The 12,904-nt window shown below is 68.5% G+C and carries 12 protein-coding genes and 1 pseudogene; 1 reads left to right on the top strand and 12 read right to left on the bottom strand.

The features are described 5' to 3' along the window. Positions 1-23: 23 nt before the first annotated feature. From hutU to tnpA, 6 genes and pseudogenes are all read right to left on the bottom strand, one after another. A complete protein-coding gene (hutU, locus tag RIF23_RS00365) occupies positions 24-1,709 on the bottom strand; it encodes a urocanate hydratase (RefSeq protein WP_310910258.1) in 1,686 nt (561 codons plus the stop codon). A 27-nt stretch (positions 1,710-1,736) separates the two neighbouring features. Next, positions 1,737-3,281, bottom strand: coding sequence for a histidine ammonia-lyase (hutH, locus tag RIF23_RS00360; RefSeq protein WP_310910257.1), 1,545 nt, complete (start codon positions 3,279-3,281; stop codon positions 1,737-1,739). A 93-nt stretch (positions 3,282-3,374) separates the two neighbouring features. After that, a complete protein-coding gene (locus tag RIF23_RS00355) occupies positions 3,375-3,746 on the bottom strand; it encodes an alpha/beta hydrolase (RefSeq protein WP_310911186.1) in 372 nt (123 codons plus the stop codon). Between the two features lie 43 nt (positions 3,747-3,789). Next, positions 3,790-4,622: pseudogene (locus RIF23_RS00350) on the bottom strand (ring-cleaving dioxygenase); the annotation flags it as partial. 18 nt (positions 4,623-4,640) lie between these two features. Further along, positions 4,641-5,897 carry an RNA-guided endonuclease InsQ/TnpB family protein gene (locus RIF23_RS00345; RefSeq protein ID WP_310910256.1) on the bottom strand — a complete coding sequence of 419 codons (1,257 nt, stop codon included), beginning with the start codon at positions 5,895-5,897 and terminating at the stop codon, positions 4,641-4,643. Continuing rightward, positions 5,864-6,310 (bottom strand): IS200/IS605 family transposase, encoded by a 447-nt coding sequence (tnpA, locus tag RIF23_RS00340; RefSeq protein ID WP_310910255.1) that lies wholly within the window; start codon positions 6,308-6,310, stop codon positions 5,864-5,866. Before tnpA ends, RIF23_RS00345 begins: the two co-directional genes overlap by 34 nt. A 269-nt stretch (positions 6,311-6,579) precedes the next feature. Here tnpA and RIF23_RS00335 point away from each other — a divergent pair, with 269 nt between their 5' ends. Continuing rightward, complete coding sequence (locus RIF23_RS00335) at positions 6,580-7,371, top strand: IclR family transcriptional regulator (protein WP_310911185.1); 792 nt, start codon at positions 6,580-6,582, stop codon at positions 7,369-7,371. Between the two features lie 326 nt (positions 7,372-7,697). Here RIF23_RS00335 and RIF23_RS00330 read toward each other — a convergent pair whose 3' ends face one another. The 6 genes from RIF23_RS00330 to whiA form a co-directional block, all read right to left on the bottom strand. Then, positions 7,698-8,060 (bottom strand): RNA polymerase-binding protein RbpA, encoded by a 363-nt coding sequence (locus RIF23_RS00330; protein ID WP_310910254.1) that lies wholly within the window; start codon positions 8,058-8,060, stop codon positions 7,698-7,700. 77 nt (positions 8,061-8,137) lie between these two features. Next, positions 8,138-8,365, bottom strand: a complete 228-nt coding sequence (gene secG / locus RIF23_RS00325) for a preprotein translocase subunit SecG (RefSeq protein WP_310911184.1) — start codon at positions 8,363-8,365, stop codon at positions 8,138-8,140. A 190-nt stretch (positions 8,366-8,555) separates the two neighbouring features. After that, positions 8,556-9,335 carry a triose-phosphate isomerase gene (gene tpiA / locus RIF23_RS00320; protein WP_310910253.1) on the bottom strand — a complete coding sequence of 260 codons (780 nt, stop codon included), beginning with the start codon at positions 9,333-9,335 and terminating at the stop codon, positions 8,556-8,558. Then, positions 9,332-10,549, bottom strand: coding sequence for a phosphoglycerate kinase (locus tag RIF23_RS00315; RefSeq protein ID WP_310910252.1), 1,218 nt, complete (start codon positions 10,547-10,549; stop codon positions 9,332-9,334). Before RIF23_RS00315 ends, tpiA begins: the two co-directional genes overlap by 4 nt. A 104-nt stretch (positions 10,550-10,653) precedes the next feature. Continuing rightward, positions 10,654-11,664, bottom strand: a complete 1,011-nt coding sequence (gene gap, locus RIF23_RS00310; RefSeq protein WP_310910251.1) for a type I glyceraldehyde-3-phosphate dehydrogenase — start codon at positions 11,662-11,664, stop codon at positions 10,654-10,656. 205 nt (positions 11,665-11,869) lie between these two features. After that, the gene (gene whiA, locus RIF23_RS00305) at positions 11,870-12,850 is read right to left on the bottom strand and encodes a DNA-binding protein WhiA (RefSeq protein ID WP_310910250.1); all 981 of its coding nucleotides are present in this window, start codon (positions 12,848-12,850) and stop codon (positions 11,870-11,872) included. Between the last annotated feature and the right edge of the window lie 54 nt (positions 12,851-12,904).

Raw genomic sequence — 12,904 nt, 5'->3', positions numbered from 1 at the left:
CCCCCGGTTCCAGCGCAGTCACACTAGGCCTCTGGAGGGATCGGCACCGTCAGGCCGTGCTGGCGGGCGGTGGTATGGGCAAGCGGATACCCGGCGTCGACGTGACGGAGTACGCCCGTTCCCGGGTCGTTGGTGAGCACCCGCTCCAGTTTGGTTGCCGCCAGGTCGGTGCCGTCGGCCACGCTGACCTGCCCGGCGTGGATGGAACGCCCCATACCGACACCACCACCATGGTGGACCGACACCCACGTTGCTCCGGACGCGGTATTGACCAGTGCGTTGAGGAGCGGCCAGTCGGCGATGGCGTCCGAACCGTCGGCCATGGCCTCGGTCTCGCGGTGGGGGGAGGCAACCGAGCCCGTATCGAGATGATCCCTGCCGATGGCTAGTGGGGCCGCCAGCTCACCGGAGGCCACCATCTCGTTGAACCGGTTTCCGGCCGCGGCACGCTCCCCCTGCCCCAGCCAGCAGATGCGTGCGGGCAGCCCCTGGAAGGAGACCCGCTCACCCGCCATGCGAATCCATCGGGACAGTCCCTCATTGTCTCCCAACAGGTCCAGGAGGGCCCGGTCCGTGGCGGCAATGTCAGCGGGGTCACCAGACAGGGCCGCCCACCGGAACGGGCCCTTGCCCTGACAGAACAGGGGACGGATGTAGGCGGGCACGAACCCCGGAATGTCAAACGCGCGGGAGCATCCCGCCCCGTGCGCCTCCCCACGGATGGAGTTGCCATAGTCGAACACCTCCGATCCGGCATCCGCGAACTGCACCATCGCCGCGACATGCGCAGCCATGGACGCCCGAGCACGTCGCGCACACTCCTCGGGGGCAGTGCGGGCATACTCCGGCCAGTCGGCGACATCCACGCCGGAGGGCAGGTAGGCCAAGGGATCGTGCGCCGACGTCTGGTCCGTAACGATGTCAATGGGCGCGGCGGAGCGAGCCAGTTCCGGCAGGACGTCGGCCGCGTTGCCGAGGAGGCCGATGGAGAGGGGCTGGCGGGCATCCCGCGCCCGGGTGGCCAGGCGCAGTGCCTCGGCCATCGACTCGGCCCGGACGTCGAGGTAGCCGTGGGAAAGCCGCCGTTCGATGCGTTTCGGGTCACACTCGATGACGATGGCCACCCCACCGTTGAGGGTAACCGCGAGGGGCTGGGCTCCCCCCATACCCCCGAGTCCGGCGGTGAGGGTGATGGTACCGGCGAGACTGCCTCCGAACCGCTGCTCGGCCACCGCGGAGAAGGTCTCGTAGGTGCCCTGGAGGATTCCCTGCGTTCCGATATAGATCCAGGAGCCGGCCGTCATCTGGCCATACATCGTTAATCCCAGGTGCTCCAGGCGACGGAACTCCTCCCAGTTCGCCCAGTCCGGCACCAGGTTCGCGTTGGCGATGAGAACCCGTGGCGCCCACTCGTGCGTGCGCAGCACTCCCACCGGGCGTCCGGACTGCACCAGGAGCGTTTCGTCGTGGCCGAGCGACCGCAGGCACCGGTCGATCGCCGCGAAGCTGGACCAGTCCCGGGCGGCGCGTCCGGTTCCGCCGTACACCACCAGATCCTCGGGACGTTCGGCGACCTCGGGGTCGAGGTTGTTGTGCAGCATCCGCAGCGCCGCTTCCTGCGGCCACCCCCGAGTGTGCAGGGTGGATCCGCGGGCGGCGCGCACGGGCGTGGCCGGGGCGGCGTGCTGACCGGGTGACTGCGGGGACATGCTGCTCCTCTCCGGGGGACTCGCCGTTCACCGCAGGGGCGTTTCCCGCTGCGCCGCGGCAACAACGGCACCCGAGGCGACGAGGTCGACGACGGCTTCGATATCGGGGGCAAGGTGCCGATCCGGGCCGGGCCCGGGAACCCGTTCCCGTACGGCGCGTACGACCGCACCGGTGGCGGGGGCGGGCTCCAGTGGGGCACGCAGGTCGAGGGCACGGGCGGCGGTGAGGATCTCCACGGCCAGAACACGGCGCAGACCATCCAGCCCACCGCGCAGCTTGCGTCCCGCCGCCCACCCCATGGACACGTGGTCCTCCTGCATGGCGGAACTCGGGATGGAATCCACGCTGGCCGGGGTGGCCATCCGTTTCAGTTCGGAGACGATGGCGGCCTGTGTGTACTGGGCGATCATGTGCCCGGAATCCACACCGGGATCCTCAGCGAGGAACGCCGGCAATCCGTGCGATCGCGCCACGTCCAGCATCCGGTCGGTACGGCGCTCCGCGATCGACGCCAGATCCGCCACCGCGACAGCGAGGAAATCCAGAACATAGCCCACGGGAGCCCCGTGGAAATTCCCGTTGGACTCCACGCGCCCGTCCGGCAACACCACGGGATTGTCGATGACCGAGACGAGCTCCCGTTCGGCGACGGTACGGGCGTGGGCAAGGGTGTCCCGCGCGGCACCAGCGACCTGTGGGGCGCACCGCAGGGAGTAGGCGTCCTGAACCCGGGTGCACTCCGGGCCCCGGTGGGAGGCGACAATCGGCGAGTCTGCGAGTAGAGCCATCATGTTCTCCGCCGCGACGGCCTGCCCGGGGTGGGGACGCAGGGCCTGTAGCTCGGCGGCGAAGGCACGGTCGGTCCCCAGCAACGCTTCGACACTCATGGCGCCGGCTATGTCGGCGGTGATCAGCAGCTGCTGGAGATCGTGGCAGGCCAGGAGCAGGTGCGCCAGCATGCCATCCGTGCCGTTGATGAGGGCGAGCCCCTCCTTCTCCTCCAACACCAGCGGCTCGATTCCGGCCGCGGGCAGGGCCTGGCCTGCCGGGACGCGCTGCCCGGAAGCATCCCGAACCTCGCCTTCACCCATGAGAGCCAGGGCGATGTGGGACAACGGCGCCAGGTCGCCGGAACACCCCAGGCTTCCGTACTCGCCGACGACCGGAGTGATCCCGCTGTTGAGTAGGTCGGCGAGGGTCTCGGCCGTCACGGTACGCACCCCGGTTCGGCCGGTGGCCAGGGTGCGCAGCCGCAATGTCATCAGCGCCCGGACGATCTCGGGTTCCACCTCGGGTCCCGTGCCGGCCGCGTGGGAACGGATCAGGGAACGTTGCAGCTGCGTGCGGGCCTTGGCCGGGATGTGCCGGGTCGCCAGGGCACCGAAACCCGTGGACACACCGTAGGCAGGATCCGCGCCCGTGGCCAGTGTCTCCACGGAGGCGCGGCCGGCGGCGAGCGCCGAACGTGCCGCACTGCTCAGCCGCACCCGAGCCCGGTCACGGGCCACCTGGCGTACCTCGTCTCCAGAGGGGGCGTGGGGGCCGATCTCGACGACAGGTGTACTCGACATGCCTCCATGGCACAACGCCGTGGCGGAACGCGCGAGCCACGACACGGGAAATGTGTCCGAGATTTCATATTCCGCCCAGCGGAGCCCAACTCGTCAGGGACGCCCGACGCCACCGCGCGCCGCGCGCACGGTGGCCAGCCAGCCCCGTGCCGAACGCAGCACCTCGGGTGGTGGAGCACCGTGCCCACCCGGGTGGCTCCGAAACGTCACCGCGGCCCCCCGGTCGGTGAGTTGGTTAACCAGCAGCTGGGCCTGGTCGATGGGAATAATCGGGCCGGCCATGCCCGCGGCCAGAAACACCGCGGTTCCGGAGAGATCCACCTGCTCGGGGCTTCGGTCCTGGAGCGAAGCGCCGGCCGCCAGCAGCACCGCTGCCCGCAGCACACCCGGGTGTGTCAACAGCAGTGCGGCCGCAATACTGGCGCCGTTGGAGAAGCCCACCGCGACGACCGGGCTGGCTCCCAGGCCGGACCTGGACGGAACACGTGTTCGAAACCGAGCTCGGCGGTCACGATCCGTCCCCCAGTTTCAGCGCGGGCAGGGCCTGTTCGATCTGCGAGCGCTGCGGCTCCAGCCACGGAGGCAACCTCAAGGCCCGTCCCAGCTCCAGCAGCGGCTCGTCGTAGTCGAATCCGGGGCCGTCCGTGGCGATCTCCAACAGGACGCCACCGGGTTCCCGAAAATAGATGGAGGTGAAATCGTTCCGGTCCCGGACCTCGGTCACCCCCACACCAGCGTTAGCCAGGTCACTCTGCCACGCCACCTGTGCCGCCGCGTCCGGGGCCCGATAGGCGACGTGATGCACGGTGCCGGCCGCCACCAGTCCACGCGGGGCAGACGGGTTGGCCACGACGTCCACCACACTTCCCACGGCTGTTCCCGCAGCGGCCGTGCGGAACCGGTACCGGTTTCCCTGCTCGGCATCCAGACGGAAACCGAGGTTTCCGGACAGCATCCGCGCGGTGTGCTCATGGTCGTGTTCGGTGAGTGTGACCGCCCGAATGCCCCGGATCGCGTACTCGACCGGAATTCCACCGGCGTCCCAGGGCTCGGTGTCCTGGGTGTCGACACTGGCGACGAGTTCCAGTGTCAGACCGTCCGGGTCCCGCAGGCTCAGCACGTCCTCCTCCACCCGTTCGGACGGCCGAGTCACCGCCACACCGTGCGCGGCAAGGTGCCGCTCCCACCACCCGAGCGCCCCTCGGGAACCGAGAACGAGGTCGTGGTGGCCTGGCCCGCGCCCCGCCGCCCCCGCGGGGCCTCGGGCCACGGAAAGAAGGTCATGATCGTTCCCGGATTTCCGGAGCGGTCCCCGTAGTAGAGGTGGTAGGTGTCCGGAGCTTGACGTCCTCCCCTCGCCTAAAGGTGGGGGATTCCAGCCAGCGGCAAGGCCGGTTGGTGCGCTACCCCTCGCGGGGGCGCTGGTTCCTGCTTCACGGACCGCCCAACGGCGAGGTCTCCACAGGCTGGCACCGCATGCCCTGCGGCGCGAAGGATGTTCGTGGCGGCGTTCACGTCAGCGTGGTCGATGTGTCCGCACTCGGTGCACTCGAAGACCGCTTGGCTCGTGCGGCTGTTCGAGTCCACGTGCGTGCACCGGTGGCACGCCTGCGAGGTGTAGGCCGGGTTGACCAGCACGACGCTGGTCCCGGTCGTGCGGGCTGCGTTGCGCAGCGCGGTTTCGAGGCGGTACCACCCCTGGTCGAGGATGGCCCGGTTCAGCCCCGCCTTCTGACGCACCTGCTTTCCAGGGGACTCGACAGTGCCCTGAGCGGAGGCAGTCATGTTGGTGGTGCGCAGCTCCTCCAACACCACCACCCCGTGCCGGGTCGTGAGCTGGTGGGCGGTCTGCGCGCAGAAGTCGCCGCGCCGATCCACCGCCCTCGTGGAGATACGGCCCATGGCCTTAAGGGTCTTGGCCCTGTTCGCACTGCTCTTCTTCTGCCGGGCGAGCTTCTTCTGGAGCTTGAGGTGGCGGGCCTTCTCCCCGGAGGTGGCGAACTCGCGGTCGTGGAACTCGCCGCCGCTGGTCGTGGCCGCCACCGCCACGCCACGGTCGATCCCCACCGGGGTTCCCGGGTGCGACTCGGGGGTGAGCTGTCCGTCTTCGACGAGGAAGGACACGAACCAGTGCCCGCCCTTGCGCGACACCGTCGCCGACCGGATCGTGCCGCCGATCGGCCGGGAGGACCGGAACGTCACCCATCCGAGTTTGGGCAGCTTCGCCCGGGACCACGTACGGTTCAGCTTCTCCACGGTGATGAGGTTCCCGGCAGGGAAGCGGAACGAGGGATTCCACCGGTGCTTGGCCCGGAACGTGACCTTAAAGGTGCCCTTCTCCCGGCAGGAGCGGTCCAGGTCCTTCAGCGTCTGCTGGAGCACATGCGAGGGCGCCGACGACAGCCAGGGTTCTTCGGCCTTGGCCTCGGCGAGCTGGCGGGCCTGGAGGTGGTACCCGCAGAACTCACCGTCACGACCCCGCGTGTACCGGTCGACGTACTGGCGGCGCTGGTCCAGGGCGGTGTTCCACACCGCCCGGCACACGTCCCCGAACTCCTGGCAACGGCCGGCCTGCTCTTCGGTCAGCTCAAGCCGGTACCGGCAACCCGACAGCATGAAACACCCCCTTCCTCAGCGGTCCTCTGGTCCTCCACGTAGCGCTTCATGGCCGCCAGCGGCGCCCCACCGACGGTGGCCACGAAGTAGCTGTTGGTCCACAGCGTCGGCAGCCGGGACTTCAGGTGCGGGAACTCCTGCCTCAGCGCCCGGGAAGAGCGCCCCTTGATGGCTTTCACGAGCCGGTGCACTCCGAACTGGGGGTCGACCTCCACGAGCAGGTGCACATGGTCGGGCATGACCTCCATCTCCACGAGCCAGGCGCCCTTGTCATCGGCGACCTCGCGGATGAGTTCCTTCAAGCGCGCTTCGATGCGCCCTCCGAGGACGCGGCGCCGGTACTTGGGGCACCACACGACGTGGAAGGCGCACTGGAACGTGATGTTCGCGTTGGAGCGCACGGTGACTGCCACACCAAACAGTATCCAGCTAGGAGCTACCTAATGCGTCAGGACGTAAAGGGGCAGCTAACCCCACGACTGAAGCCGGGGGTCTGCGCCGCATGAAAGAAATCAGCGTTGGCCTGGGGATCACTGGCCACGGCCGTAACGTGATGGATACCGGCAGGTTGTGGGCTCATACTCCAGGCCTTCCCCACGGCCACGCCACCAACCCCGACGGCGACGAGCACGCGGACACGTGCCACAGCCAGGACGTCGACCTGGCGCATACAGTGCCAGGTATGGCCGCTGCACAGGAGGGGTCCCGCGTCCCGGCCGCCACCCGAGCGGTGCGGCTGCTTCGGTTTCTCGCCAGCCAGGGCGGACCAGTGTCCGCGGGCACGCTCGCATGTGCCCTGGACCTCCCCCGGTCGAGCGTCTACCAGCTTCTGGAGGCCCTGGCCGCCGAGGGATTCGTGGTACACCTGTCCGAGGAACAGCGCTGGGGGCTGGGCGTCGCCGCGTTCGAGGTCGGTTCGGCCTACCTGCGGCACGATCCGCTGGAACGACTGGCCCGTCCCGCACTGGCCCGGCTCGCCGACGAGCTACGTGTGACCGCGCATCTCGGGGTACTCCACGGTGCGGACACCCTCTACCTCGTCAAGGAGCAGCCCCGCAACCTCCCCTCGCTCGTCACCGGGGTCGGCGTGCGCCTGCCCGCGCACCTCACCGCCTCGGGCCGTGCGATGCTGGCCCGGCTCCCACGGGCCCAGGTGCGCGCGCTGTATCCCAGCCGCGAGTCCTTCGTCCGGCGCACCGACCACGGCCCCGCCTCCGCGCAGGAGCTGCGCACCCTCCTGGACGAGGAGCGGCGCCGCGGCTGGTCCAGCGAACACGGACAGGTCACCCCTGGATACGTCTCCGTGGCCGCCCCCGTGTTCGACCACGCCACACATCCGGTTGCCGCGGTCAGTATCACCGTTCCGGACTGGCGCTCGGACCAGTGCGCGCATCTCGCCGGTCGAGCGCGACACGTCGCCGCGCGCCTGACCGAACGTGTCAGCGGCCGCCACCGGCGAACGGGACAGCCGTAACCCATTGTGTTGGTCGCTGCTGAGGTTCACAGGGGGCCGCGACACCGCTGCTTGGTAGCACGTGGCGATGGCCTCCCGATCGGCGATAGTGCCGGTGACAGCCGCAGGATCCGTTCCTGTTCGGAGGCCGGGTGCGGGTGCGGATGTGGGGCGTGTCCTGGGGGCAGAGAGCCGACGCCGGTGTTGGCCCAACCACGAGTAGAGACAACGCGAGGTACGCCAGGGCGCCGCCGTACGCTTGAGCCACAGGCAGACCCACACCCACACCACAGCCAACCGGGCGCGCCCCAGCTGCCCACACGCTCCGGCGCAGGCCCGGACGAACCTCAGTTCTTCGTGGCCGCCTCGATTTCGGCACGGTTGGCCCGAAGCCGCGCGAGCGCCTCCTCCAGAATGGCCTCACCATCGGCGTCGCTGCGCCGCTCCTTCACGTAGGCCAGATGAGTCTTGTAGGGCTCGGTCCGCGGTGGCTCGGGGGGCTGCGTGCGGTCCTTACCGGCCGGAAACCCACAGCGGGGGCACTCCCACTCCTCGGGAACCGCTGCCTCGGAGGCGAAACTGGGCACGGTCTCGTGACCATTCGCGCAGTAGAACGGCACATGAACCCGCGGTGCGGCCTCACCACGTTCAGCCTCACCCATCGGGCCGGCACCGACCCGACTTCCGCGGATGGCACTGCCATTACCCACGAGAATCTCCTTTACATTCCCCGGGCTCGGGGGGCGGGGACATGCTGCATGCGGGCGTGAGTTACGGCACCACCGGGCTACACCGAAGCCATGCCGAGCCAGACCACCAGCAGGAACCACAGGATCCCGACGCCGATGGTCAGCATGTCGAGGTTGCGCTCCACAACCGAGGAGCCACCCAGAGACGAGGTCACTCCACCGCCGAACAGGTCAGACAGGCCACCGCCCTTGCCCTTGTGGAGCAGCACCAGCAGGATCAACAGCGCACTGAGCGCGATGACGACGATGGACAAACCCAGGATCACACGCTCACCCGTAACTCGAAACGCCCCGTCGCGGGGATTGGAAACGACCACGGCCCCTGCTCACCGGACACGCGTGCCGCGGCGAGCACCTGATGAGCAGGGGCGCGGACAGGTCTATCGGGATACGAATCGTATCGTACCGCGCCGACAGTACCGCAGTTGTGGACTCAGGCTAGTTGGCCGGGGGTCGTCACGACAACTCGCGGTAGCGGGCGAGGCTGGCGAACTCGTCCGCCTTCAGGCTCGCCCCGCCGACGAGCGCACCGTCGACATCGCTCTTGGCCATGATGCCGGCGATGTTGTCGCTCTTGACCGACCCTCCGTACAGGATCCGCGCGGCACGGGACGTTTCCGGCGAGTAGAGCTCACCCAGCCTGACTCGCAGGGCGGCCGCCACCTCCTGGGCATCGTCCGGGGTTGCCACCTCGCCGGTGCCGATCGCCCACACCGGCTCGTAGGCCACCACCACCTGTGCGGCCTGTTCCTCGGGAACATCGGCGAGGGCAGCGTCCAGCTGGGCCACCGTGTGCGCCACATGTTCCTTGGCCTTGCGGACCTCCAGCCCCTCGCCCAGGCACAGGATCGGAACCAGGTCCGCGGCGAAGGCCGCCTTCACCTTGGCGTTGACCAGGCTGTCATCCTCGTGGTGGTGCTCGCGCCGCTCGGAGTGGCCAACCAGGGCGTAGGTACAGCCGAGCTTGGCCAACATGCTCCCGGACACCTCCCCGGTATAGGCGCCCGAGGAGTGGGCCGAGATGTCCTGGGCCCCGTAGCCGAAGCGCAGCTTATCGCCCTCCACAAGCGTCTGTACGCTGCGCAGCGCGGTGAACGGGGGAAGCACCACGATCTCGGTGGCGTCGAAGTCGGCGTCGTTGAGGGTGAACGCCAGCTTCTGCACCAGTGCGATGGCCTCGAAGTGGTTGTTGTGCAGTTTCCAGTTGCCCGCGATCAGCGGGGTGCGCTTACTCATGACTCGTCCTTGTCCAACGCCGCGATTCCGGGCAGGGTTCGGCCTTCCAGGTACTCCAGGCTCGCACCACCTCCCGTGGAGATGTGACCGAAAGCGTCCTCGGCGAAGCCGAGTGAGCGCACCGCCGCAGCCGAGTCACCGCCACCCACGACCGTGAACGCCGGGGAGTCGATGAGCGCCTGGGCCAGGGCCCGGGTTCCGGCGGCGAACGGCTCCATCTCGAACACGCCCATGGGCCCGTTCCAGAACACCGTCCGGGTGTCGGCGAGTCTGGCGGCGAACAGCTCGGCCGACCGGGGACCAATATCCAGGCCCATGCGGTCGCTGGGAATCGCGGAGACGTCAGCGACGGCGTGCGGGGCCTCGGCGGAGACCGAGTCCGCGGCCATCACGTCCACCGGCAGCACGAACTCCACCCCGAGTTCCTCGGCCCGGCGCAGGTAACCGGACACGGTCTCGATCTGGTCGGTCTCCAGCAGACTGGAGCCGACCTCGTATCCCTGGGCGGCCAGGAAGGTGAATACCATTCCCCCACCGACGAGGATGCGATCGGCGGTTCCCAGCAGATTGTCGATGACCCCGAGTTTGTCGGAGACCTTCGATCCGCCCAGCACGACCGCGTAGGGCCGTTGCGGATGCTCGGTGAGTCGGCGCAGGACCTCGACCTCGGTGAAGACGAGGTCCCCGGCGGCGTGGGGCAGGCGCATGGGCAGGTCGTAGACGCTGGCGTGCTTGCGGTGCAAGGCTCCGAAGCCATCCCCGACATAGACGTCGGCCAGACCGGCGAGACGCTCGGCCAGGGCGGCCCGTTCGGAGTCGTCCTTGCTGGTCTCCCCCGGTTCGAAACGCAGGTTCTCCACCACCAGCACCTCGGCATCGCCGAGCTGGTCACTGAGACGCTGAGCCTCCGGGCCCGCCGTGTCCGTGGCGAAATGGACCGCCGAGGCCGCTGTACCGAGGAGCTCTTCCAGACGCCGGGCCACCGGACGCAGGGAGTACTGGGGGTCGGGCGCACCCTTGGGACGGCCGAGGTGGGCAGCGACGACGACCCGCGCCCCACGGCCCAGCAGGGCCGCGATGGTGGGGACACTCGCCCGGATGCGGCCGTCGTCGGTGATCCGGTCGCCGTCCAGGGGGACGTTCAGGTCCGCGCGCACGAACACTCGGCGTCCGGCAAGTTGGCCGGCCGCGTCGAGATCCGCGATCGTTCGCATTGGGGGGTTTCCTCCTTGTTCGGGCCCGACGGGCCCAGGGCTCATCGCAGACCCGCAGAAACCGAATCAGGTCAGTCGCGAGGAGCCCTGGACCGTGCCGGACGTTAGAGCCGGGAGCCGAGCAGCTTGGCGACATCCACCAACCGGTTGGAGTAGCCCCACTCGTTGTCGTACCAACCGATGATCTTGACCTGGTTACCGAAGGTCATTGTGAGGCCGGCATCGAGGGTGCAGGAGGGCGACGTGCCAACGATGTCGCTGGAGACGATCGGGTCCTCGGTGTAGCGCAGGTACCCCTTCAACGGCCCCTCGGCGGCCGCCTTGAAGGCGGCGTTCACCTCATCGCGGGTGACCTCACGCTCGGTTTCGACCACGAGGTCGGTCACGGAGCCGTCCGGCACGGGAACGCGCATGGCCATCCCGTCCAGCTTGCCGGTGAGTTCGGGGAGGACGAGCGCGGTGGCCTTGGCAGCGCCGGTGCTCGTGGGAATGATGTTGGCCGCGGCAGCCCGGGCCCTGCGCAGGTCCTTGTGCGGAAGGTCGAGAATCACCTGGTCGTTGGTGTACGCGTGCACCGTGGTCATCAGGCCCTTGACGATGCCGAAATTGTCCAGCAGCGTCTTGGCCATCGGGGCCACACAGTTGGTGGTGCAGGAGGCGTTGGACACCACGTGGTGCTTGGACGGGTCGTAGTCCCCGTCATTGACACCCATGACGACGTTCCAGTCCTCACCCTTGGCCGGAGCCGAGATGATGACCTTCTTCGCGCCGGCCTCGATGTGCTTACGCGCGTCCTCGGCGTTGGTGAAGCGGCCGGTGGACTCGACCACCACATCCACCCCAAGGTCCGACCAGGGCAGGGCCGCGGGGTCGCGCTCGGCGAGCGTTCGGACCGAGCGGCCGCCAACGCTGATCGAGTCGGAGCTGACCTCGACGTCACCCTCCAACGTTCCCAGCACCGAGTCGTACTTGAGCAGGTGCGCAAGTGTCGCGGTGTCGGTGAGGTCGTTGACCGCGACGATCTCCACGTCACTCGCGGCCCCGGCGGCATGGACCGCCCGCCAGAAATTACGACCGATCCGACCGAAACCGTTCACGCCTACACGGATGGTCACGGAACCAATCCCCTCGTGTCTATGGGTTGTCGCTGTTTATCGGGGGGAGACGCCTGCGGCACCACCGAGCCTAACGGAGCACACTGCGCCGTCCTCCGCGGGGAGCACACGCCACCCATAAGGTCTAGACCACTTCGAAGTTATCGCTGTTACAGGGATGGTGCAAAATCCGCACCATCCGCAACAGCTGCATCGCTCCTGGTACTCAGGACGCAAGCATGTCGGCGGTGAGATTCGCGTCGGTGCCGGGAATCCCCAGATCGTCGGCCCGCTTGTCGGCCATCGCCAGCAACCGCCGGATCCGTCCGGCAACCGCATCCTTGGTCAGCGGCGGGTCCGAAAGCTGACCCAACTCCTCCAGGGAGGCCTGCTTATGCGTCAGGCGAAGCCGCCCGGCCGCCGCCAGATGCTCGGGGGCCTCCTCGGCGAGAATCTCCAATGCGCGTTCCACCCGAGCACCCGCCGCAACCGCGGCTCGGGCGCTGCGGCGCAAATTCGCGTCGTCGAAGTTCGCCAACCGGTTGGCCGTGGCCCGGACCTCCCGGCGCATCCGGCGTTCCTCCCAGGTCAGAACGCTCTCGTGGGCCCCCAAGAGGGTCAACAGTGCGCTGATGGAATCGCCGTCGCGTACCACCACTCGATCCACTCCCCGCACCTCGCGGGCTTTGGCCTGGATCCGCAGCCGCCGCGCCGCTCCCACCAGGGCGAGAGCCGCCTCGGGTCCGGGCGCGGTCACCTCCAGCGACATCGAACGTCCCGGCTCGGTCAGGGAGCCGTGCGCAAGAAAGGCGCCCCGCCAGGCGGCCTCGGCGTCACATGTTCCCCCGACCACCACGTGCCGCGGCAGACCCCGCACCGGCCGTCCCTGCGCATCGATCAGGCCGGTCTGCCGGGCCAGGCTGTCGCCGTCCTTGATCACACGCACCACATAGCGGTTTCCTTTGCGCAGCCCGCTCGGGGACAGCACGACGACCTCCGAGTCGTGCCCGAAGATCTCGGAGATGTCCTTGCGGAGTCGACGCGCCCCCGAGCCCGTGTCCAGCTCCGCCTCGATCACGATCCGCCCACCGACCAGATGCAGGCCACCGGCGAAACGCAGTGTCGCCGACACCTCCGCCTTACGGCAGCACGGCTTGAGCACGGTGAGCCGGCTCAACTCATCCTTCACGACACCGGTCATCGCCATCAGATCTGCGTCCTCCCCCTCTGCAACTGCCGCGCTGTCCCTGCCGTTGATCGC

It is taken from the genome of Lipingzhangella rawalii (genome assembly GCF_031628175.1).
Classification (GTDB): Bacteria; Actinomycetota; Actinomycetes; order Streptosporangiales; family Streptosporangiaceae; genus Lipingzhangella_A; species Lipingzhangella_A rawalii.
Note: the sequence above shows the minus strand (reverse complement) of the source record. Positions and strands in the feature narration are given on the sequence as shown.

What these genes read in the sequence shown, in the direction of transcription:
- hutU (WP_310910258.1), bottom strand. Translation starts at nt 1,709, where the DNA reads ATGTCCCCGCAGTCACCCGGTCAGCACGCCGCCCCGGCCACGCCCGTG.
- hutH (WP_310910257.1), bottom strand. Translation starts at nt 3,281, where the DNA reads ATGTCGAGTACACCTGTCGTCGAGATCGGCCCCCACGCCCCCTCTGGA.
- RIF23_RS00345 (WP_310910256.1), bottom strand. Translation starts at nt 5,897, where the DNA reads ATGCTGTCGGGTTGCCGGTACCGGCTTGAGCTGACCGAAGAGCAGGCC.
- RIF23_RS00335 (WP_310911185.1), top strand. Translation starts at nt 6,580, where the DNA reads ATGGCCGCTGCACAGGAGGGGTCCCGCGTCCCGGCCGCCACCCGAGCG.
- tpiA (WP_310910253.1), bottom strand. Translation starts at nt 9,335, where the DNA reads ATGAGTAAGCGCACCCCGCTGATCGCGGGCAACTGGAAACTGCACAAC.
- RIF23_RS00315 (WP_310910252.1), bottom strand. Translation starts at nt 10,549, where the DNA reads ATGCGAACGATCGCGGATCTCGACGCGGCCGGCCAACTTGCCGGACGC.
- whiA (WP_310910250.1), bottom strand. Translation starts at nt 12,850, where the DNA reads ATGGCGATGACCGGTGTCGTGAAGGATGAGTTGAGCCGGCTCACCGTG.